This is a genomic window from Methylomonas sp. EFPC3 (genome assembly GCF_029643245.1).
Classification (GTDB): domain Bacteria; phylum Pseudomonadota; class Gammaproteobacteria; order Methylococcales; family Methylomonadaceae; genus Methylomonas; species Methylomonas koyamae_B.
Genome location: NZ_CP116398.1, coordinates 2,588,159 through 2,608,720 on the forward strand (window position 1 = coordinate 2,588,159; position 20,562 = coordinate 2,608,720).

At 54.6% G+C, this 20,562-nt stretch carries 20 protein-coding genes; 2 read left to right on the forward strand and 18 right to left on the reverse strand.

Annotation, left to right across the window (positions count from 1 at the left end; all coding sequences use genetic code 11):
- Positions 1 to 2: 2 nt before the first annotated feature.
- From PL263_RS11595 to PL263_RS11625, 7 genes are all read right to left on the reverse strand, one after another.
- Positions 3 to 734, reverse strand: coding sequence for a TIGR00266 family protein (locus tag PL263_RS11595; RefSeq protein ID WP_278209541.1), 732 nt, complete (start codon positions 732 to 734; stop codon positions 3 to 5).
- A gap of 17 nt (positions 735 to 751) precedes the next feature.
- Entirely contained in the window at positions 752 to 3,124 is a 2,373-nt protein-coding gene (locus PL263_RS11600; protein WP_278209542.1) for a CHASE domain-containing protein, read from the reverse strand.
- A 269-nt stretch (positions 3,125 to 3,393) separates the two neighbouring features.
- Positions 3,394 to 4,521: a succinyl-diaminopimelate desuccinylase gene (dapE, locus tag PL263_RS11605; RefSeq protein ID WP_278209543.1), complete on the reverse strand. Its 1,128-nt coding sequence runs from the start codon at positions 4,519 to 4,521 to the stop codon at positions 3,394 to 3,396.
- Entirely contained in the window at positions 4,521 to 4,859 is a 339-nt protein-coding gene (locus tag PL263_RS11610; RefSeq protein WP_278209544.1) for an ArsC family reductase, read from the reverse strand. The genes dapE and PL263_RS11610 overlap by 1 nt, the downstream gene beginning before the upstream one ends.
- Positions 4,860 to 4,865: 6 nt before the next feature.
- Positions 4,866 to 5,108: a hypothetical protein gene (locus tag PL263_RS11615; RefSeq protein ID WP_140910883.1), complete on the reverse strand. Its 243-nt coding sequence runs from the start codon at positions 5,106 to 5,108 to the stop codon at positions 4,866 to 4,868.
- Between the two features lie 169 nt (positions 5,109 to 5,277).
- On the reverse strand, positions 5,278 to 6,591 hold the full coding sequence (locus PL263_RS11620; RefSeq protein ID WP_278209545.1) for a YihY/virulence factor BrkB family protein: 1,314 nt from the start codon (positions 6,589 to 6,591) through the stop codon (positions 5,278 to 5,280).
- A gap of 127 nt (positions 6,592 to 6,718) precedes the next feature.
- Positions 6,719 to 7,153: a hypothetical protein gene (locus PL263_RS11625; protein WP_278209546.1), complete on the reverse strand. Its 435-nt coding sequence runs from the start codon at positions 7,151 to 7,153 to the stop codon at positions 6,719 to 6,721.
- Positions 7,154 to 7,393: 240 nt separating this feature from the next.
- On the opposite strand from PL263_RS11625, the gene PL263_RS11630 reads away from it, so the two are divergent.
- A complete protein-coding gene (locus PL263_RS11630) occupies positions 7,394 to 8,131 on the forward strand; it encodes a hypothetical protein (RefSeq protein WP_278209547.1) in 738 nt (245 codons plus the stop codon).
- 93 nt (positions 8,132 to 8,224) lie between these two features.
- On the opposite strand, the gene PL263_RS11635 is transcribed toward PL263_RS11630, so the two are convergent.
- From PL263_RS11635 to PL263_RS11675, 9 genes are all read right to left on the reverse strand, one after another.
- Complete coding sequence (locus PL263_RS11635; RefSeq protein ID WP_278209548.1) at positions 8,225 to 8,638, reverse strand: hypothetical protein; 414 nt, start codon at positions 8,636 to 8,638, stop codon at positions 8,225 to 8,227.
- Positions 8,639 to 8,766: 128 nt separating this feature from the next.
- Positions 8,767 to 9,030 carry a hypothetical protein gene (locus PL263_RS11640; protein WP_278209549.1) on the reverse strand — a complete coding sequence of 88 codons (264 nt, stop codon included), beginning with the start codon at positions 9,028 to 9,030 and terminating at the stop codon, positions 8,767 to 8,769.
- A gap of 158 nt (positions 9,031 to 9,188) precedes the next feature.
- The gene (gene dapD, locus PL263_RS11645) at positions 9,189 to 10,007 is read right to left on the reverse strand and encodes a 2,3,4,5-tetrahydropyridine-2,6-dicarboxylate N-succinyltransferase (RefSeq protein ID WP_278209550.1); all 819 of its coding nucleotides are present in this window, start codon (positions 10,005 to 10,007) and stop codon (positions 9,189 to 9,191) included.
- Positions 10,008 to 10,125: 118 nt separating this feature from the next.
- The gene (dapC, locus tag PL263_RS11650) at positions 10,126 to 11,328 is read right to left on the reverse strand and encodes a succinyldiaminopimelate transaminase (RefSeq protein ID WP_278209551.1); all 1,203 of its coding nucleotides are present in this window, start codon (positions 11,326 to 11,328) and stop codon (positions 10,126 to 10,128) included.
- Positions 11,329 to 11,331: 3 nt separating this feature from the next.
- The gene (locus PL263_RS11655; protein ID WP_278209552.1) at positions 11,332 to 12,117 is read right to left on the reverse strand and encodes a M48 family metallopeptidase; all 786 of its coding nucleotides are present in this window, start codon (positions 12,115 to 12,117) and stop codon (positions 11,332 to 11,334) included.
- A 153-nt stretch (positions 12,118 to 12,270) separates the two neighbouring features.
- Complete coding sequence (locus PL263_RS11660; RefSeq protein ID WP_278209553.1) at positions 12,271 to 12,765, reverse strand: CinA family protein; 495 nt, start codon at positions 12,763 to 12,765, stop codon at positions 12,271 to 12,273.
- 55 nt (positions 12,766 to 12,820) lie between these two features.
- On the reverse strand, positions 12,821 to 13,399 hold the full coding sequence (locus PL263_RS11665) for a DUF502 domain-containing protein (RefSeq protein WP_140910893.1): 579 nt from the start codon (positions 13,397 to 13,399) through the stop codon (positions 12,821 to 12,823).
- A 101-nt stretch (positions 13,400 to 13,500) separates the two neighbouring features.
- Entirely contained in the window at positions 13,501 to 14,589 is a 1,089-nt protein-coding gene (gene cydB / locus PL263_RS11670) for a cytochrome d ubiquinol oxidase subunit II (RefSeq protein WP_278209554.1), read from the reverse strand.
- Positions 14,582 to 15,976 carry a cytochrome ubiquinol oxidase subunit I gene (locus tag PL263_RS11675; RefSeq protein WP_278209555.1) on the reverse strand — a complete coding sequence of 465 codons (1,395 nt, stop codon included), beginning with the start codon at positions 15,974 to 15,976 and terminating at the stop codon, positions 14,582 to 14,584. Before PL263_RS11675 ends, cydB begins: the two co-directional genes overlap by 8 nt.
- Before the next feature lie 163 nt (positions 15,977 to 16,139).
- Here PL263_RS11675 and PL263_RS11680 point away from each other — a divergent pair, with 163 nt between their 5' ends.
- Positions 16,140 to 18,284 carry a sensor domain-containing diguanylate cyclase gene (locus PL263_RS11680; protein ID WP_278209556.1) on the forward strand — a complete coding sequence of 715 codons (2,145 nt, stop codon included), beginning with the start codon at positions 16,140 to 16,142 and terminating at the stop codon, positions 18,282 to 18,284.
- A gap of 31 nt (positions 18,285 to 18,315) precedes the next feature.
- On the opposite strand, the gene phoR is transcribed toward PL263_RS11680, so the two are convergent.
- Positions 18,316 to 19,590, reverse strand: coding sequence for a phosphate regulon sensor histidine kinase PhoR (phoR, locus tag PL263_RS11685; RefSeq protein WP_140910897.1), 1,275 nt, complete (start codon positions 19,588 to 19,590; stop codon positions 18,316 to 18,318).
- A 6-nt stretch (positions 19,591 to 19,596) separates the two neighbouring features.
- Positions 19,597 to 20,289, reverse strand: a complete 693-nt coding sequence (gene phoB / locus PL263_RS11690; RefSeq protein WP_140910923.1) for a phosphate regulon transcriptional regulator PhoB — start codon at positions 20,287 to 20,289, stop codon at positions 19,597 to 19,599.
- Positions 20,290 to 20,562 lie beyond the last annotated feature (273 nt).

A 20,562-nucleotide genomic window follows, 5' to 3' on the forward strand; every position in this document is an offset into this window, starting at 1 on the left:
CTTTATTGGCTATCCTGACCTAACGGCCGATAGTGGCTTAACACCTGTTCCGCCAGCCGCGAAAACGGCATGCTTTGGATCCAAACCGATCCCGTGCCTTTCAAGGTTGCCAGAAACAGACCCTCACCGCCGAACAGCATGCTTTTCAGGCCGCCGCTCAGGGCGATGTTGTAATCGATGTCGCCGCTGAAAGCGACCAGACAACCGGTATCCAACCGCAGGGTTTCATTGCGCAATTCTTTGCGCACCACCGTACCGCCGGCATGGATGAAGGCCATCCCGTCGCCGCGCAGGCGCTGCAAAATAAAACCTTCGCCGCCAAAAAAACCGCTGCCCAATCGTTTGTTGAAGGCGATGTCGACCTGGGTACCGAACGCCGCCGCCAAAAATGCCGATTTCTGGCAGATCACTTCCTGCCCCAACTCAGCCATATTTAACGCAATGATGGTGCCCGGAAACGGTGCGGCAAAAGCCACTTGCCGTTTTTGGCCGCCGCGGTTGCTGAAATGGGTCAGAAAAACCGATTCGCCGGTCAACAAGCGCTTGCCGATACCGAACAGCTTATCCATCACGCCGCCGGAACCGTCGCCCATTTTGGTTTCGAATTCGATATCCTGCTCCAGATAGGTCATCGCGCCGGCTTCGGCAACAACGGTTTCGTTCGGATCCAATTCGATTTCGACCATCTGAATATCGTGGCCGACGATCCGGTAATCAACTTCGTGGCAATTCATAAACTCTCCGCAAAAAATCAACTCTGATTGGAAAACGCCTGATCGGGCTGCACCGACTCCCCATTGCAGCCGGCCTGATAAAACTCGAAACGATTGCGACCCTGTTGCTTGGCGATATACATGGCTTCATCGGCATGCCGCAACAAATAATCCGGATTGCTGGGATCATACGGATAAATGGTAACGCCGCTACTAACCCCTACTTGTACCTGCTGCCCGGCAATCGGGTAGCTGCGGGCAACGTTCTGGTGAATCCGCTCCAGCGCCTGTATGCACTGCTGCTTCGATTCGACGCCGCACATCAACACTGCAAACTCGTCGCCACCCAAACGGCACACGGTATCTTCTTCGCGCAAGCCGGCCCGCAACCGCGCCGCGACTTCCACCAGCAACTGATCGCCGGCCTCGTGACCCAGATTATCGTTAATTTGCTTGAAGCCGTCCAAATCCATGTACACCACGCCCAGCAAGGAATTGTCTCGCTTGCAGCGTGCCATGGCCTGCTGAAAACGGTCGGTGAACAAGGTCCGGTTAGGCAAATGCGTCAACGGGTCGTGATGTGCCATCTCCTCCAATGCCTGTTGATGCAACTTCGACTGGGTAATATCGGAGAACAAACCGACGTAATTGACCGCTTCACCTTTCTGGTTGCGCATCGCCGAGATCGTCAACAGTTCCACATACAATTCCCCGTTTTTCTTGCGGTTCCATATCTCGCCCTGCCAACAGCCCTCGGTTTGCAGGGTTTGCCACAGGTTTTTATAAAATTCGGCATCGTGTTTGCCGGATTTGAGGAAGTTGTGGTTGCGGCCGATCACTTCGTCGCGCGGATACCCGGTTATCGCACAAAAGGTTGGGTTGGCGTCGATGATAATCCCGTCGGCATCGGTGATGGTGATCCCTTCGTGCGCATCGGCAAACACGCGTGCCGCCAACTGTAATTTGCCCTCGGCGCGCTTACGCTCGGTAATATTGGTCAAAATGCAGTGAATGATCGCCGGCCCTGATTTACGGCTTTGCAGGCGGCCGTCCAATATCACCGTGATGGTGCCTCCGGATTTTCTGCGCAGCGTCAGTTCGCACTCCAACACGCCGTAATGGTTCAACATTTGCAGTTTCAGGCCGAAATCGGCCCCGGCATCGGCGTCGTCAACTAAAAAATCCGGCAATTTTTTCCCTATCAACTCGTCGCCCGGGTAATCCAACAATGCGCACAATTGCGGATTCGCATCCAGCAGGCAACCGTGCCGGTCCAATGCCATATAGGCGACCGGCGAGTTCTCGAACAGACTGCGGAAGCGGTGTTCGCTTTGTTTCAAGGATTCGGTGAGATGTAACGCGATCAGACTGCTGCGGCGGGCCTTGATATAGGCCGCGCAGAAAAATACCGGCAGAAAACTGATAAACGCGGCGGCCAGAAATTCGCCCCAAGGCGGTTCCAATTTACTCGCTTTACTGAAGCCGGCCAATTCGGTGAAGCGCAAAGTCCAATGCCTCCCCGCCAGTTCCAGCCGCCGCTCCAGACGCAAATGGCCAAATCCGAGACTTTGCTGCTGAAAATCGAGGGTATCGCTACTGTCGTACAACAAACTTTCCGCGTCGGTACGGTCGGAATCGAAAATTTCCAGCCGCAACGCCGACAATTGCTTTCCGAGTATCGCGCGAAGCAAATCGTTCATCCGGTAAGGTATATAGACCCAACCCTGGATGGCAATTCGGCGTTGTTCCGGCGTTTGCGGAATGCTCCCATGACGGTAAACCGGAAAAAACGCCAACATTCCGGCCTGAGGATTGGCTTTGGAATCCTGCACCAAGGTGACCTTACCGGAGTAAGCCAAGTCTCCGCTATCCCGCGCCCGTTCCATCGCCTCGCGCCGTACCGGCTCGGAAAACATGTCGAAGCCGAAGGCCCGCAAATTGCGCCCGTAGAACGGCTCCAGGTAAACGATACTGCTGTAATGAGGCCGCGGAGTCGCCGGAGCAACGACGTAATCCGGAAATCCCTGGCTGCGAATCTGCAAAATATGACTTTGCAACTCATTCGCCGGAATCCACTGTGCGTAACCGACGCCTTGCACGCCGGGATGGTTTTGGTCCAAGCCCAACATTTCGACGAAAGCCCGCCAGTCGGCGCGGCTCACTTCGTTGCTGGCGGCAAAGACGCCGGCCGCACTCCGCAGTGTTAGCGCATGCAATGCCATGCGTTCGCTGATATTCGAGGTGATGCGCTCGACTTCGAATTCGAAATATTCGCGAAGTCGTTGTTGATAATGCCGTTCGAGAGCTTGCCACGCAAAAAACAAAAACGCTGCCGAAACCGATAGCACCAACAGCACCGGCATATAGTGCCGGTAACGCAACGTCGACAGCTTCCCGACTGAGCTCACCATGGCATACCCCCACGCCTTATCAGTTGCTTATTGGGCGGTTTCTAGGACTTGTCTCGAATCACCAGCGCAAGCAGCGCTTCGACCATCATGGCAGACGGACGGCAACCAAATCAACGACCCGTTTTGCGATCAAACAAACGCCGCGGTATCGGCTTGGCACCAATGAATTTTCGGCAAATTTTCAGGATTTAAGAGTATATGATTTTCGAAGCATGGCTAGGTCCGGCACAACGTTCTTTCGTTGTGCCGACCAGTCGGCGCAGGCCCGGCTAGACCAGCAGATTGACCAAAATCTGCTGGTATATCCGGCTCAACGTTTCCAAATCGTCCAGGCCGATATGCTCGTTGACTTTATGAATGCTGGCATTTAACGGCCCCAGCTCGATGACCTGGGCACCGGTGGGTGCGATGAAACGTCCGTCCGAGGTACCGCCGCCGGTGTCGTCCTGAGTTTGAAAGCCGCACACCGTTTCGATCGCCGCGTGGGTGGCGTCGATCAATTCGCCGCGCGCCGTCAAAAACGGATTGCCCGACAGCCGCCATTGCAAGTCGTATTTGAAGCCGTGTTTATCCAGAATAGCCTGGGTACGGGCTTTGATGGTCGCTTCGTCCAGCTCGGTGCAAAACCTCAGATTAAACTGCACTTCGGCTTGGCCCGGAATGATATTCTCGGCGCCGGTGCCGGCGTTGATGTTGGAGACCTGCAACCGGGTGGGTGGAAAAAACGCGTTGCCGTGATCCCAGACTTCTTCGGTCAGTTCTTTCAAAGCCGGCGCGAAGGTATGGATCGGATTTTCCGCCAATTCCGGATATGCCACATGGCCCTGGATGCCGAATACGGTGAGTTTGGCACAGAGCGAACCGCGGCGGCCGACGCGGATCACGTCGCCGATAGCTTTATCGCTGGAAGGTTCGCCGACCAGGCACCAGTCGATCTTTTCGCGGCGTTGCTCCAGCACCTCGACCACTTTGACGACGCCGTGCGTGGCAGCACCTTCCTCGTCGCTGGTCATCATGATCGCTATCGAACCCTTGTGCTGCGGATATTGGCCGATAAAGCGCTCAACCGCGGTGACGAATGCGGCAATGCCGCCTTTCATATCGGCCGCACCACGACCGTAAAGCTTGCCGTCGCGGATAGTCGGTTCGAACGGCGGCGAATCCCAGGCCGCCAACGGCCCGGTCGGTACCACGTCGGTATGCCCCAAAAACACAAACAATGGCGGCTCGCTGCCGCGACGCAGCCACAGGTTTTGGGTATCGGCAAAATTCAGGCGTTCGTCGCTGAAGCCAAGTTTACTGAGACGTTCGGCCAGCAAATCCTGGCAACCGGCGTCGTTGGGAGTCACCGATTCGCGCCGAATCAGTTGCTCCAGCAGGGAAAGCGTTTCTGTCATTATGCGCTGGGATATTGCTCGGGATTGAAACCGACCAGTAGTTGTCGGCCGTCGTCCAGGATTGGACGCTTGATCAAAGTCGGTACTGCCAACATCAACTGCACGGCTTTTTCAGGCGTTAAGTCGCGTTTTTGCTCGTCGTCGAGTTGGCGCCAACTGGTGCTGCGCTGGTTTAGAACGGCATCGACTCCGAGCGCATCGACGAACTTTTGCAGCAAGGCCGGCTCCAGTCCGTCCACCCGGTAATCGTGAAAGCGATACTCGATACGGCGCGAATCCAGCAATGCTCTGGCTTTCTTCACCGTGTCGCAGTTCTTGATACCGTACAACACCTTCATTGCCGGTTATGCCTCGCCGGCCAACAGTTCGTCCAGGCTAGGCAAGCTTTTATCGGCCTGCGCGCGGGCTTTGTAGACATCGACGAACTCCATAAACGCTTGTTCGAGATCGTCCAACACTTCCTCCTCGTCGGCCACTTCGTCTTCCGGAATCTCGTCGGATTCCAAATAGTCTTTCTGGATCGCGATTTCGCCGTTCAAGGACAGCAGCGCAAGGATCAAGGCATTATTCGAAATATTTTCTGGCATGGTGTGCTCGCAGGTTGAAATGGAAGAACAGAACTGAGCAGGAGGCCGCTAGGATTGGCGCCGAGCTAACCCGGCAATAGTCGTTGCATGCATGCAAGTACCGCCTCCATCGAATTTGGCCGCATTGTAACGCATTGGCGGCGAGCGATGTTAACCGCGGCGTTCAGCGTCAAATGTTTTTCAACAAGCGGTTGCCCGGGCTATCCGCCATCGCCTGGCGGAAATGGTCGACGGCATCGGCAAAAGCCGGTTCCGGCTGGATATCCGGCAACTGGTTTTGGCCGCAGCTTTCCAGTGCATCGGCTACATAGCCGATACTGAGAATATTAATATCGACCGCTGGCTGGTAGACCGAAACGGTTTGTTCCGGATGGCAGAATTCGACGACGATGCGACTGGCAATCAGCTTATGCAGCAACGCCTGCACCAAGGCCAGCGGAATCATCAAATCCCGGGCCAATTCCTCGGCCGACGGCGGCGCGTCCTGGTTGACGAAGCGTTTAACCAGGGCATGTGCGATTTGCAGCGCCAGGATTTTCTTCAACGAAAAACTCAGATTGCGGAAACGGTCGCCGTGGCGGTGAATCGGGTAGTTCTGGATATAAAACGCCATCTCGCAACCGAACAACACGATCATCCAACAGCTTTGCAGCCAGACCACAAACAGCGGCAAGGCGGCGAAACTGCCGTAGATCGCGTTATAGCTGGACACGCCGATTTGCAGGCTCAAATAGGCCCACTGCAAACCGTGGTAGAGCATGCCGGTCACGGCGCCGGCAGCCAGCCCGGCCCGGTAGTCGATGGCGTGGTTCGGCATGAATACGAATACCACCGTGAACAGCACGATCATCAGCAGCAACGGCGACAGCCCCAAGGCTTTCAATACCAGCCAGACGCCGAAAGCCGGCAGATGTATCGCCCCGGCCAACCAGCCTACCTGGGTTTGCAGGAACACGGTCAGGCCGCTGGCAGCCATCAGCAGTACCGGCCCCAGCAACATCAGCGACAAATAATCGCTGCATTTGCGCCCCCAACTGCGGTCCTGATCGATTTTCCAGATGTAGTTGAACGACTCTTCGATATTGGCGATCAGGCTGACCACGGTCCAAAACAAAGCCGCGATACCGATGCCGGCCACCACTTCGCCCTGAGTCTTGGCCAGCAAATTTTGGGCAAAGCCGATCAAGCGCAACATCAGTTCGTCCTGCTGCGGCGCCCGCTCCAGTAATTGCCGTTGCAGCAGCTTTTCGAAGCCGAAACCCTTGGCGATGCCGAACAACATCGCAATCACCGGCACGATAGACAGGATGCTATACAAGGTCAGCGCCGAGGCTCGCAGTTGGCATAAATCGCGGCGAAAGCCTTGCACCGCCAACAACGCGATTTTCAAACAGCGGATGCCAAGCGCCGGCCAGCAAGTCAGGCTCCGTTCATCCAGCCGCCAAATGTCTTCTTTGCAGAACAGCAACAGGTTCAATGCCATACAAGTCTCTATCGTTGGGGCCGATCGGCAAGTGCGAACGATACACCGCGCCGTTGAACGACAGTATGCCGGATAAAACCGGCAAAATCCCGGCATTCCGAGTGCATCGATGGCCGAGTTTGTCGGGTCAGGCCAAACGCCGCAAGTGCAGCCGCCGATTGCACCCGAAAAATCGGCATCGACTGAGAAAACCGGGCAGCCATTTGATGGGGCTCATGACACGTAACGCCCATTTTCGATCCAGATAATAGTTCAGGCGCAATTCCTCCGGGCCGACGATTTCCACAGCATCCAACACCAACGACGCATACGGCACGCCCAGGCTGCGCCGCGCCAGAACCTGCAATTCCCGGTTCAGCAACACGAATTCGCTGGCTTCTTCGAACGGGCAATCCCAATCGCAAATCAGCAAATAGTCGCCGGCTTCGGTTTGGAACTGATGTAACAGCCGATAGCCGGGGACATGGCAAGCAGTCGGCACGCCATGCTGTAATAGCCGGGTTTGCAGCGGCCAATTCCGGTAATCGCCGGCATGGCTGGCCAGAGAAAAAAGCTCGATCACGCGCATGCAATTCCTATAGAAAAACAGCGGCAACAATCACGAATGACAGTCGGGTTTAATTCGCCTAAGTAAATTATTCTGCATTCGATTACCTGATATGAATGCTTGCAGTTTACAATAATCGGCTGCGAGCCGGCACCTAACGGTTTAAACACAACGCGACAGCTCTTGTTACGCACTATGCAAGCCCCGACACCGGCTGTATCCCAAATCCAGCCAAAGACAAGGACAAACTTCACCATGCAATTCACCGATACCGGCACTCTGATCAGATGGCAACTGGACGATATCGACGTTGTCGCACCGCTCCACGACAAGCCGGGCGGCGGCTCGCGCGGCGGGGTATATCTTTGTATCCCCAATTTCGAGGAACTGTCGCCGCCGTTCAGCATCAAGCACGGCGAATACCGCACCACGGTTTGCGACGTCACGCTGCCGCATCAAAAGAACCTGGCGGCATCCAACGAAAACGACTGGGGCAACATCGAGGTGGTTACCGATTGGGAAGAAACCGACGAACAACACAGCAAAACGCTGAAAGTCACCACCACCATCCGCGCCCTCTCGGAAACCGCGCTGGTACGGCCCGGCTTTCACCCGTATTTTTCGATTACACCGAACAGTTTTGTAGATATTGTCGGCACGCGGATAGACGTAGCCGCGCTACCGCACGACAGCATGCGAGCTTATCCGGCAGTAACACCGAGTGACCCGGTCAAACTCAGCACCGAGGAATTTGCCGTATCTATGGCCTGCGAGATCAGCCCGCTGTCGCAGCCGATAGCACTGGCGTTCGGCGTGTGGAGCGATAAAAAAGCGGAGTATGTTTGTATAGAGCCGATTATCGGCAAGCAACTCGGCGCAGATGGTCTGCCGACGCCATTGGAGCTAACACAGAGCGAGGAGTTATTGATGGTGTTTACGATTCGGGCGGAGAGTACAAAAATTGCCGTTACGCTACCAAACGCCAAACGTTGATTCGCTAGCCTTGTTGTGCGAAGCGCAATGTCACTGAAACTCGAGGTCGACATTCTTCCCGCATTCTAAGCGGGAGAATGTCGACTGGGTAAACTAAAAAAACGAACGTATAAGTAGTAACCCTGGAATGGAAAGCAGGGCCGATAATCCAGCAATTGCCATGCTCGGTTTGAAATCTAGACCAAGACTTATCTTATATCCGAGCGTATAGGCTGCAAAAAGACCCATCGGAAAAATGACTGAACCAACGCCAGAAAGCTCAATATTAGCCCCAAAACTGCCTAAGGTCGCCACCAGCCAAATTAGCCCGACGACAGGTAGACACAATGAAAGAGTAACTGCTTTAAAAGCTTCGCCAAAGGAAACATCAAGTCCTGTTATTAACTTTGCACTGTAGCGAACTACCATAGGGATCAGAAGTAGGACGAGTCCAGTAATTATCGACACATTTACCGGCGCCCAGATCAGAAAAATTAACCCTGCAAGCGTGATTAACAAATAAAACATGGCCAATCCTTTAATTTTTTCATTTTGAAAGCCCTAAGCTCCAAGCCGATTGGAAGCCAAAAACGCTCGACTCCACTCTTATTCATCCAGACTACTTGCTAGCCTTAAGAACTTGGCAAAGATCGGAATTAAATCAAACGCGCTATTTTCAGCAACACCGCGACGATAATAGTAGTTTGCAAGAAACCGGCGGCAATAATCCAGCTGGTCAAATCGGCTTTGGTTACCGCTTGGTTGCAACTGGTGTCGGCCCTGAGAAATTCTATTTTGTAGACTAACTCGGACTCTAGCGCTTTGATTTCACTACGCAATACACCTTCCAAGTCTTTTAAATCGCGTTTGGTGGCAACATCGTCGAGATGAAGCGTGTTATCTACGACTTCTTTTTGCATTTCAGTAGTGACTTCGGCTTGAGCCTCGTTAAAACCGGCTGATTTTAAAGTAGCACAAATTTCGAGGCATCAATGGTATCACGCGCTTAACAAGAAATCGGTAACCGCTTTGTAGCGCATGTCACCCAAACGAGCGCCATGCGCCGGAGAGCGAGCGGTTAATCCCGCAACAACTCGTTAATACCGGTTTTACTGCGGGTTTTCTCATCCACTTGCTTGATGATCACCGCGCAATACAGGCTGTGGCTGCCGTCTTTGCTCGGCAGGTTGCCGGAGACTACCACCGAGCCGGCCGGGATGCGGCCGTAAGTCACTTCGCCGGTCATCCGGTTGAAGATCTTGGTGCTCTGGCCGATGTAAACGCCCATCGATACCACGCAGTTGTCTTCGACGATGACGCCCTCGACGATTTCGGAACGGGCGCCGATGAAGCAGTTGTCACCGATGATGGTCGGGTTGGCTTGCAGCGGTTCCAGCACGCCGCCGATGCCGACGCCGCCGGACAAGTGGACGTTTTTACCGATTTGCGCGCAGGAACCCACGGTTACCCAGGTATCGACCATCGTGCCGCTATCGACATAAGCGCCGATGTTGACGTAAGACGGCATCAGGATAGCACCCGGCGCGACATAGGAACCGTAACGGGCTACCGCGTTAGGCACGACGCGAACGCCGGCTTGCGCAAAATCAGCCTCGCTGTAACTACCGAATTTGGTCGGCACTTTGTCGTAATAACGCACGTCGCCGCTTTCGATCACTTTGTTTTCGTTGATCCGGAACGATAGCAACACGGCTTTTTTCAGCCATTGGTTGGTAACCCAGTCGCCGTCTTTTTTCTCGGCGACGCGCATTTCGCCCTTGTCGAGCATGTTCAACACTTCGGCAACCGCGTTGCGGACTTCGGCGGAGACGGTAGACGGACTGATTTCGGCGCGATTTTCGAAGGCGTCGTTGATGATGGTTTCCAGATTTGACATGGTATTTCGTGGGTTGGATAAAAATAATGTAGGTTGGGTTTACCCGCAGGGCATAAAAGCGAAGCGTAACCCAACAATTAAGGCCTCTCGTTGGGTTACGGCTTACGCCTAACCCAACCTACGCGGTGTTTTCATTGAGAAAATCTTTAATACGCTGCGCAGCTTCGACGCATTCCTCAATCGGCGCGACCAACGCGATACGGACATGATTGGCGCCGGGATTGATGCCGCCGCTATCACGGGATAAGTAACTGCCAGGCAGCACCGTGATGTTTTGCTTGGCAAACAGTTTTTGGGCAAACTCGGTATCGGACATCGGCGTTTTCAGCCAAACATAAAAACTGGCTGGCGGCCGCTCGATTTCGCAAACGTCTTGCAATATCTCGATAAACGCGGTGAATTTAGCGCGGTATAACTGGCGATTGTGCTTGACGTGGTCCTCGTCGTTCCAGGCGGCGATGCTGGCGTGCTGAGTCGGCACCGGCATCGGGCAGCCGTGATAGGTGCGGTATTTGAAATACTGCTTCAGCACCTCGGCATCGCCGGCCACAAACCCTGAGCGCAGACCGGGCGCGTTCGAGCGTTTGGACAGACTATGAAAAATCACGCAACGTTTGAAATCCTTACTGCCGGCGGCGTAAGCGCTTTGCAGCAAACCTTGCGGCGGATTGGCTTCGTCGTCATAGAGTTCGGTGTAACACTCGTCGGAGGCGATGACAAAATCGTACCTGTCGGCCAAGGCCAATAATTTCAGATGATCAGCCTGCGACAACACCGTGCCGGTCGGATTGCCGGGCGAGCAAATAAACATCAGTTGGCAGCGTTGCCAAATCGTTTCCGGCACGCTGTCAAAATCCGGCAAATAACCATCGGCCTCAACCGTGTTCAGATAATATGGCTCGGCGCCGGCCAACAGCGCCGCGCCTTCGTAGATCTGATAAAACGGGTTGGGCATGATCACTACCGGCTTGTCGGCCGGATCGACCACGGCTTGCACTAGCGAAAACAAGGCCTCGCGGGTGCCATTTACCGGCAGCACTTGGGTTTCGGCATCCACACCACCCGCCGGAATCCCAAAACGACGGCAAGTCCAATCGGCTATCGCTTGACGCAGTTCCGGCAGGCCCTTGGTGGTGGGGTACTGAGTCAGGCCATGCAAATGCCGCAGCAAGGCTTCCTGGATGAAATGCGGCGTAGCATGCTTAGGCTCGCCAATCGATAAAGCGATATGAGCTTTGTCGGCCGGCGGCGTAATGCCTTGCTTCAGCGTTGCCAGCTTTTCAAACGGGTACGGGTGTAAGGCGGATAAATACGGATTCATGCTTTATTTGCTACAACGCGGTTGGCGTCCTTGGCTCCAGGCTTGCTGTTGAATTTGCAACGCGCGGTTCATGTTCTGTTGCAGATTGTCGATGCGGCTGGCATGCGACGGGTGGGTCGACATGAATTCGATCGGCTGCCCGCCTTGCGCGGCCTTGTCCATCTTCAACCACAAATTAATGCTTTGCCGCGGGTCGAAGCCGGCGCGAGCCATCAAATCCAAGCCAATGGTATCGGCTTCGGTCTCGTGAATCCGACTGTAAGGCAGGATCACCCCGTACTGGGCGCCAACACCGAGCAAGCCCAATGCCGTTTGCCCCATGGCTGTCTGCGGCTGCGTCACGGCCTGCACCATCGCCAGACCGGTGCTGACCGCGGTTTCCTGCGACAAGCGCTCGTTACTGTGGCGCGACAGGACGTGGCCCACTTCATGGCCGACGACCGCCGCCAGCTGGTCGGCATTCTCGACCAGATTGATCAAACCGGTATGCACGCCGATTTTATTACCGGGCAACGCGAATGCGTTCAGGGTTTCGTCTTCGAACACAACCACTTCCCACTGGCCGCCGGTTTGTTGGGTAATTGCATAAGCCACGCACTGGGCAAATTGGTTGACGCGAGAATTGCGGCTGACCGGGTTTTTGCTCTTCATGCTGTCGAAGGCCTGCAAACCCATTTGGTCGACTTGGTTGTCGGGCATGTAAATAAACTGGGTGCGGCCGGTCGGACTGGTTGCACAACTATTGAGCAATACGAAACCGGCAGCGATAAGCAAATTTCTAGTCAACATGGCTTAACTACCCGCAGAGAAATGGCCGGCCATTTTAGCCTAACTCGCCAGGGGGTTACACGCTTTTTGGCCATGCCAGCTGGAGGGGGTAGCGCACAATAAGCTGAGCACTCAGATGACCTTACGAAAAGCCGAACCGACGCTGGTTTGCGCCTACCCCGCCCGCACCAGCTGCAGAAGTTGCTGCAAACAAAACAACACGGTCTGCTGCCGAATGTTTTGCCTGTCGCCGGAAAACTGCTTTCTTACGCACACAGCTTCCTCGCCACCCCGCTGCCGCCAGGCGACGAAAACCGTCCCCACCGGCTTTTCGGCCGTGCCGCCATCCGGGCCGGCGATGCCGGTAACGGCCAAAGCCAAGTCAGCCGAGCTGTGTGCGAGGACGCCGGCCGCCATTTCTCCGGCAGTCTCGGCGCTAACCGCGCCGTAACGTTGCAATGTCTGCGGATGTACCCCCAGCAGTTCGACCTTGGCCGCATTGCTGTAGGTGACAAAACCGCGATCGAACCAAGCGGAACTGCCGGGCACATCGGTGATGGCCGCGGCGATGCCGCCCCCGGTACAGGACTCTGCCAAACCCAATACCCGGTTCGAACCTCGCAAACCTTCGCCGAGCTGCTCGGACAACAGATAACCCGGATCGCGCATCAACGCCCCAAGGCCTGCCCGCAGCAGTATCGTCTCCCGGCACTATTGCCGGTCATCATTGCGGCAGCTTTTTGACTTCGCCGACTTTTTCGAAGTCTGCACCGACGCTGATAATGAAGCTGGTGACCTGTTCGATGCTCATTTCGGATTTAACCACTTTCGATTCGTGGACGATGATGGCAAACCCGGATGTCGGGTTTGGAGAAGTCGGCACAAACAGCACGTATCGATCGTCGGTTTTGTTGGTCACGTAAGCTGGCACCCAAATGCCCTCTTTCGGATACTCGACATAAACCACTTCGCGCGGTTCCTGCAACTGGTGGCCGGCAATCATGTTCACCAGTTTTTTGGTGACCCGGTAAATCGTACTCAACAGCGGAATGCGTTCGATCAGATGTTCGAACATTGCGATAATCGAAAAGCGGCCGAGGCTGACGCGGTGGCCGACATAAGTGATGGTAGCGAAGCTGGCCGCAAATAGCAGAAAGGTCACCAAGTAGTTGTCTGAATAACCGTATACGAACTGGAACAAATCGGTCAGTCGGTCTTTAACGAACAGCACGATTTGCACGATCACCATGATCGGAATGAACGCTAATACGCCGATCAGGGTGTGGTTCAGAATTTTCTTCATGATGCGCCTACCTCATTAGTTATTGTTGTTATCGATATACGGTTTTATCAAAGTTAAGCCTGATTAGAAAGCGCCAGTTAGCCCGGCTCCGTCAAAACGGCCTAACGCAGAATTCTGAACAGCCCCCGCGTCGCTACCGCCATAACCAGCAGAGCCGGCCCGGCAAACCCCAGCAACCCCGTCAATGCGGTTTGACTGGCGCTGGCGTCCCAAAGCGTCAGCGAACTGTTTAACGATATATTGGACGGCGCCAGAAACGGGAACATTGATACGCCTAAGGTCAGCACTGCCAGGGCCAGCGCCACCGCCAGCGCTAACAACGCCCAATACGCCCGATCGAACTTACACAGCACCCAGGCGCCGATGCCGGCGAGGAAAGCCAGACCGGGGATCACCCACAACGCCGGCTCGTGTTCGTAATTATCCAGCCACAAGCCGTCGCCGCGCTTGACGAATTTGGCCAACGGATTGGAAACGCCGTCCGGCAGGATTTCGGTAGTGACGTGGTAGCCTTCCAAATGGGTAATCCAACCGCCACACAAAGCAAATAACAATAAAAACAGAATTACCGTAGTTTGCGCCACCGCTTTTGCGCGTAACTGTAACTCAGGATCGCCGTGCAATTGCAAATAGACTGCTGCGTAAGCGGCCAACAACGCCAGACAACAGGCCGCAACCAACATTGCAAACGGGTTGAACAGGCCGGCCAGACTACCCAAAAAAGCGATATGCATGTCGCTGCTCAGATGAAACGGAAAACCCTTCAACAAATTTCCCGCCAGCAGGCCCAACACGACGACGGGCAACAATCCACTGAGAAATAGCGCCTTATCCCAATACGGCAGCCAATCCGGATGCTCGAGGCTATTTCTAAAGTAAAGACCGATCGGCCTGATACAGACGGCCAGTATCACGCACAACAGCAAATTCTGGAAGCTGGAAAACACCACGGCATAGACCGTGGGCCAGCCCGCATACAACACCGCGATCACTGCAGCCAGCCAGGCTTGATTTCCCGCGCTGAGCGGCGCCAGTCTGGCAGCGATCTGCCGCCGTTGGGGTTCGGACAACTGCAAAAACGGCAACAACAGCGCCACGCCCATTTCCAGACCGCTACTCAACGCAAAACCGACCGTAAATAAACCGAGCAGCCCCCAGCACAACAAGCGCAAAATATCGTAATCAAGCATCGCCGCCCTCCTGAGCTGACGCCGCTCCCTGTTTTATCAATTGCATCGCCAGCAGAATCGCCAGGGCCAGTAACCCGGAATACGCTAAGGCGTAAACAGCCAAACCGAGTACCAAGTCGCTAGTCGTTAAAGTCGATACCGCCAACCATGTCGGCAAAATGTCGACCACAATCCAAGGCTGGTCGCCGAATTCGGAGATGAACCAACCGCCAACGCTGGCCAACCAAGTAGCAGGCAATGCGTACATTGCCGACTTCAGCACCCACGGCTGCCGGCTGCCGGTCACGACACCGAAACCGGCTGTCAAAAACGTCACTAGTGCCAACACACCGAACACGATCATGGCCTTATGCCCCCAATACAGGGGCGCTGCCGGCGGCAAACTGGCTTGCGCCGCCTGCTCAATTTGCGTCGGACTAGCATCGACCACACCGTCTCTCCAACGTTTCAGCAACAATCCGTAACCAAGATCGGCTTTAGCGGCACCGAATTCCTCCCACAATTGCGCTTGCGGGTTATCGTCGCGCAATTGTTGCAACATGGCGTAAGCGCGGACACCGTTTTCGATTCGTTGCCGGTTTTGCGCCAGAATGTCGTCGGCAGGCAGGCCGTTAATTGCCATCAGCTTGCCGCGCTGAAACGAACTTTGTTTGTAAATGCCGGCGTCTCCCAACAACAAGGTAGCAACAATCGCCAGCAAGCCCAGCCCCACAGCAATGGAATACGACGGCCCGGACAACCCCGTTTCGGCCGACCTTAGCCGGTAATAGGCGCTGATAGCCAACACGAACCCGGCTGCCAACGCATAGCTGGAAAGCAAGCTATGGGCGAATTTGGCCAGCGCCACCGGATTGCATAACACGGCACGCCAATCTGCCATGTCCATCCGCAACGCCTGTACGTCGAATTCGGCACCGACCGGATATTGCATCCAGCCGCTGGCGACCGAAAAACCAAACAATATCAAATGGCAGCCCAAGCACACCGCCAGGGTAGCGAGAAGATGCGGAAAGCCCCCCAACCTGTCCCAGCCGTACAACATCCAGCCCAAAGCGTTCGCCGCCGTAAACAAGCCTGCCAAAACTCCGACCAGCACCGGCCCGGCAAAGGCATCGCCGGCATAGTGAGCAAAATACGACCAATTGCCACCGAATTGGAACAGCATGGCCACACTCGACGCTAGACTCAATCCGAAACTGAGTGCGAACAACTTGCCCCAAAACCGGCATAAGGTTTGGTAATCGCCCCTGCCGCCAGCCAGCCCCCAAGTTTCCAATACCAGTAAGAAAAACGATAAGCCTACCGTCAGCGGTACAAATAGAAAATGCTGTACTGCATTGATCGCAAACTGCGAGCGAGACAATTCAATAACCGTTTCGGAAACCATTCCTACCTCTAGGCCAAGCTCAAAATGGCGGCAATTATAAAATTATCCGCCCGTTTGTCTGCGTTTTTCTCGATCAAGTCGCATTATATCGGCCGCCAGACCATGGAGAATAAGCGGCACTGATATACACTTTGATGGACTACGGCCGCGTTTACGACACTCCATGAAGCTCCCGCCCCGCTGGATAATCGGACTGAAAATCATTGGCTTGGCGCTACTTTACGCCGGCTTGGCCAAGCTGGTATTGGCTTTTTTTTCCGACCGCGGAAACGTCACACTGATCTGGTTTCCGGCTGGCCTGGGTCTGGCCGCATTTTTGTTGAATGCCAAACATTATTGGGCCGGCGTACTGTCAGGCGCTTTCATCGCGGGTTTGTTGGTCGGCGACTCGTGGACAATCTCGGCCTTTATTGCGGCCGGCAACACTCTGGAATCGTGGATCGGCGCTTGGCTCCTGCTTGGCAACCCCGGTTTTTCGATCAAACTGCGCCACCCGAGCGACTTCGCGTGGCTGGCCGTCACCGGCGCGGTTGCCGCCTGTTTCAGTGCGCTGATCGGGCCGATGGCGTTGTTGCTGGGCGGTTACCTGACTCAAGACCAGTTGTTTCCGAGCATGCTGCATTGGTGGATGGCCGATTTGTTTGGTATCGCTTTAGTAACCCCTTGCATTCTGATTTGGCGAAAATGGCCAACTGGCTGGTTCGTCGTCAAACGTCTGCCGGAAACTGCGACCTTCTTGGCGCTGAGTTTTTTCAGCGGCCAAGCGATATTTCTGGGTTGGTGTCCGGATGTAATCAGCGGTTACGCCCGCGGGTATTGGACTTTTCTGTTTGTGGTTTGGGCGGCGGCTCGCTTCGGACGCCACGGCGTGATGCTCCTGATTGGCATAACCGCGATCCAGTCTCTGTGGGGATTGGAGCGCCAGTGCGGCCTGTTTGCCTCCGGCGATTTGCAAGCCGGTCTGCTGAATATTTGGCTCTATTTACTGGTCCTGGCCTGTGTCGGCATTCCGTTGGCGTTAATGCTTTACGACCGCGAGCAAAAAGCCCAAGCACTGCAAGAAAGCGAAAACCGCCTGAGCTTTGCGTTGCAAACCATAGACACCGGCGCCTGGGATCTCGACCTTGAAACAGAAACCGTGATGCGCACTCCGATCCACGACCGGATTTTCGGCTACGACGACCTGTTACCGGTCTGGACTTACCAAACCTTTCTCGGTCACGTCGTATCGACATACCGGGACACCGTCGACCAAGACTTCCGCCACGCCCGCCGCGACCGCAGCAATTGGAATTTCGAATGCAAAATTCGCCGATTGGATGGCGAAATTCGCTGGATTCGCGGTTCCGGTCGCCACCATAGCCTATACCCAAGAATGACGGGGATCATCCAGGACATCACGCTTCAAAAACTTGCCGACGAAAACCGCCAATTGGCCATGCTTTTCTACCAGAATTGCAACGAGGGGATGATGATTACCGAAGTGGATGCGACGATTGTTTCGGTCAATCCGGCTTTCAGCGAGATTACAGGCTACGAAGCGGCAGACGTCATTGGTAAAAACGCCAGTATTCTCGGTTCCGGCCGCCACGATTCCGGATTCTTTCAGGACATGTGGCAAACCATCAACAGCCTGGGCCAGTGGCACGGGGAAATTTGGAACCGTCGTAAAAACGGCGAACTATACGTCGAACAACTCAGCATCAATACCGTTTTCGATGCCAACGGCTTGCCGCTACGCCGCATCGGCCTATTTTTCGACGTAACCCAACGCAAACTTAACGAAGAACAATTACGCAAACAAGCCTACTTCGATCCTTTGACCGGTATCGGCAACCGCCGCATGTTTTACGACCGATTGGACCAGGAAATCAAAAAAGCTCATCGCAGCGGCCTGTTTCTGGCATTGCTGCTGATCGACATCGACAAGTTCAAGGAGGTGAACGACCGCTTGGGCTACACAGCCGGAGACCACATTTTACGAGAAGCGGCACAACGCATCTTGCGTAGCGTCAGGGAAACCGATTTAGTCGCGCGAATGGACGGTGTGGAATTCGGGTTGATCCTGACCGATCTGGAAAAAATCGATCATATCGAACGCATCGCCGACACGATCAGCCAAAAACTCGGCGAGCCGTTTGTGGTTGACGAGCAAGCGCAGGATTTACAATTGTACTGCCGCATCGGGATTGCGGTGTGTCCCGACGACGCCGACGACGCCGACCGCTTACAGCAAGTCGCCGCACAAGCGCTGAAAAGCAGCGCTCCGGCCGGCCATGCCTTCGCCAACATGACGGACGAAATTTAAGCCGGAAAGCCTTGTTGACATCTAATGCGAATCAGCAAATGCGTTGCTTCGGAAACTGGCAACGGAAGCGGCTACCCCGCCCCAACTGGCTGTCGATATCCAATTTGGCATCGTGCCTTACCAACACGTGCTTAACAATGGCCAATCCCAAACCGGTACCAACGATCTTCTGGTTGCGTTTCACATCGACTCGATAAAAGCGCTCGGTAATCCTCGGGATATCGACTGCAGGGATACCCGGCCCGAAATCTTCGACTTCCAAAAACGCCCCGCCATCGGCGCTGTCTTGCCAAACGACCTTGACGGGCGAAGTCGCCGGCGAATATTTCAACGCGTTGACCAACAGATTGCTGAAGGCACTGCGCAGCTCGGAGGCGTCACCCAGCAGGTTGGCACCACTGGCGACATGCAATTCGACGCGGCGTTCGTCCTTTTCCAGTAAATCGCTCTCCTGACAAACCTCATGCAATAACGCGGCTACGGCTACCGACTCCGACTTCTTCTGCTTACTTTCCAACCGTGCCAAGAGCAATAAGTCGTCGATCAAAGCCTGCATGCGTTCGGTCTGGGCTGCCATGTTTTGAAACGAGCGGCTGTAAACCCCACTGCCGCTGTCCATTTCCTGCAGCGTTTCCAGATAACCGCGCAACACGGTCAATGGCGTACGTAGTTCGTGCGAAACGTTTGCCACAAAATCGGTACGCATCCGTTCGATGTTTTTTTGCAAGGTGATGTCCTGAGCCATCAACAATCGCAAACCCGAGCCGTACGGCACGATACCGATCTGCAAAAACATGTTTTCATTGACCGGCGACGGGATGCAAATCTTGTGGCGGTAATCCTGCTCTTTTAAATACTGGATGAACAAGGGATGACGAACCAAATTGGGAATACGTTGACCGTTGTCGGACTTTTTCAAACCCAAAAAATCATGAGCGACTTTGTTGCTCCATTCGATTTCGCCGTAGCTGCCCAATACGACGACCGCATCGGGCAAGGCGCCAGTGGATTTGCGAAAGCTGTCCAGCATCTTGCCCAGCTTTTTCTTACGCCGCTTCTGACTCTTCCTGATTTTATAGACGTGATAGTAAATATCGCTCCAGATTCCTTTGAAATCGGGCTTTTCGCCTTGGCCGCCCTGGCTCAGCCAGCGTTCCAATTTATTGATGCTTGCCGTCTGGCTGATATGCAGGTAAGAAATTACGAGCAATAGCAATTCGCTCAAATGACCAACAAAGACGCTGGCCACAAAAGCCGGCACGACCAGCGCGATCGCAATGTTTCTTTCCCGCCGCCAACGCTGCATGTAAGATTAATTCGCCAAGGAAAACCGGTAACCGAAGCCGCGTACCGTTTGTATCAGTTCTTCGCGGCCGTATTCCGCCAGAATTTTGCGCAGGCGGCGGATATGCACATCCACCGTGCGTTCTTCGATGTAAACGCTACGCCCCCAAACTTGGTCCAGTAGATGGGTACGGCTGTAGACTTTGTCTGGATTGGTCATAAAAAACTGCATCAGTCTGAACTCCGTCGGGCTGACTTCCAGGCTTCGACCGTCTATCGTCAGCTTGTGCTGCTCGGCATCCAGCGTCAAGTCGCCAATGCTCAATTGACCCGATTCGGAGAGTTTGCCGCTACGCCGCATTACGGCCTTAATCCGGGCAATCAATTCCCGGGGCGAAAAGGGTTTGGTGATGTAGTCGTCGGCACCGATCTCCAGGCCGCGGATCTTATCCTCTTCCTCGCCGCGCGCCGTCAGCAAAATGATTGGCAGATCCTTATAGCCAGGTTCGCTTTTCAGGCGTCTGGCCATTTCAACGCCGCTGATTCCGGGCAACATCCAATCCAGCACAATCAAATCCACCATATTATCCGCCAGACTTTCCCGCGCCTGCTCCGCACTGGCTACCGCCAACACTTTAAACGACGCTTGCTCCAACACCATCACCAGCATTTCCCTAATGGCGTCTTCGTCTTCCACAACCAGGACGTTCAAATTCGACATAGTCATCTTAAGTGTAATGATTCCGAGAATATGCGGAATTTAGCAGCGCTATATTACCTTTTTATGACAAAAAACTCGGCACCAAGCGTGCCTAAACCGACAAAGCCACAGCCAATAGCGTGAATGGAGCTCCGCCAACTTTCCGCGGGCGCATGCTGCTACTGACCACACCATCGACTTAGCCGCAGAGCTGCGTTCGAACCGCACATCTGACGCCGGGATAAAAATTGAGCCTTTTCCACCAAACACCGCCGGAAACGCCGGGCCAGGTTA

What these genes read in the sequence shown, in the direction of transcription:
- PL263_RS11595 (WP_278209541.1), bottom strand. Translation starts at nt 734, where the DNA reads ATGAATTGCCACGAAGTTGATTACCGGATCGTCGGCCACGATATTCAG.
- PL263_RS11600 (WP_278209542.1), bottom strand. Translation starts at nt 3,124, where the DNA reads ATGGTGAGCTCAGTCGGGAAGCTGTCGACGTTGCGTTACCGGCACTAT.
- dapE (WP_278209543.1), bottom strand. Translation starts at nt 4,521, where the DNA reads ATGACAGAAACGCTTTCCCTGCTGGAGCAACTGATTCGGCGCGAATCG.
- PL263_RS11610 (WP_278209544.1), bottom strand. Translation starts at nt 4,859, where the DNA reads ATGAAGGTGTTGTACGGTATCAAGAACTGCGACACGGTGAAGAAAGCC.
- PL263_RS11615 (WP_140910883.1), bottom strand. Translation starts at nt 5,108, where the DNA reads ATGCCAGAAAATATTTCGAATAATGCCTTGATCCTTGCGCTGCTGTCC.
- PL263_RS11620 (WP_278209545.1), bottom strand. Translation starts at nt 6,591, where the DNA reads ATGGCATTGAACCTGTTGCTGTTCTGCAAAGAAGACATTTGGCGGCTG.
- PL263_RS11630 (WP_278209547.1), top strand. Translation starts at nt 7,394, where the DNA reads ATGCAATTCACCGATACCGGCACTCTGATCAGATGGCAACTGGACGAT.
- PL263_RS11635 (WP_278209548.1), bottom strand. Translation starts at nt 8,638, where the DNA reads ATGTTTTATTTGTTAATCACGCTTGCAGGGTTAATTTTTCTGATCTGG.
- PL263_RS11640 (WP_278209549.1), bottom strand. Translation starts at nt 9,030, where the DNA reads ATGCAAAAAGAAGTCGTAGATAACACGCTTCATCTCGACGATGTTGCC.
- dapD (WP_278209550.1), bottom strand. Translation starts at nt 10,007, where the DNA reads ATGTCAAATCTGGAAACCATCATCAACGACGCCTTCGAAAATCGCGCC.
- dapC (WP_278209551.1), bottom strand. Translation starts at nt 11,328, where the DNA reads ATGAATCCGTATTTATCCGCCTTACACCCGTACCCGTTTGAAAAGCTG.
- PL263_RS11655 (WP_278209552.1), bottom strand. Translation starts at nt 12,117, where the DNA reads ATGTTGACTAGAAATTTGCTTATCGCTGCCGGTTTCGTATTGCTCAAT.
- PL263_RS11660 (WP_278209553.1), bottom strand. Translation starts at nt 12,765, where the DNA reads ATGCGCGATCCGGGTTATCTGTTGTCCGAGCAGCTCGGCGAAGGTTTG.
- PL263_RS11665 (WP_140910893.1), bottom strand. Translation starts at nt 13,399, where the DNA reads ATGAAGAAAATTCTGAACCACACCCTGATCGGCGTATTAGCGTTCATT.
- cydB (WP_278209554.1), bottom strand. Translation starts at nt 14,589, where the DNA reads ATGCTTGATTACGATATTTTGCGCTTGTTGTGCTGGGGGCTGCTCGGT.
- PL263_RS11675 (WP_278209555.1), bottom strand. Translation starts at nt 15,976, where the DNA reads ATGGTTTCCGAAACGGTTATTGAATTGTCTCGCTCGCAGTTTGCGATC.
- PL263_RS11680 (WP_278209556.1), top strand. Translation starts at nt 16,140, where the DNA reads ATGAAGCTCCCGCCCCGCTGGATAATCGGACTGAAAATCATTGGCTTG.
- phoR (WP_140910897.1), bottom strand. Translation starts at nt 19,590, where the DNA reads ATGCAGCGTTGGCGGCGGGAAAGAAACATTGCGATCGCGCTGGTCGTG.
- phoB (WP_140910923.1), bottom strand. Translation starts at nt 20,289, where the DNA reads ATGTCGAATTTGAACGTCCTGGTTGTGGAAGACGAAGACGCCATTAGG.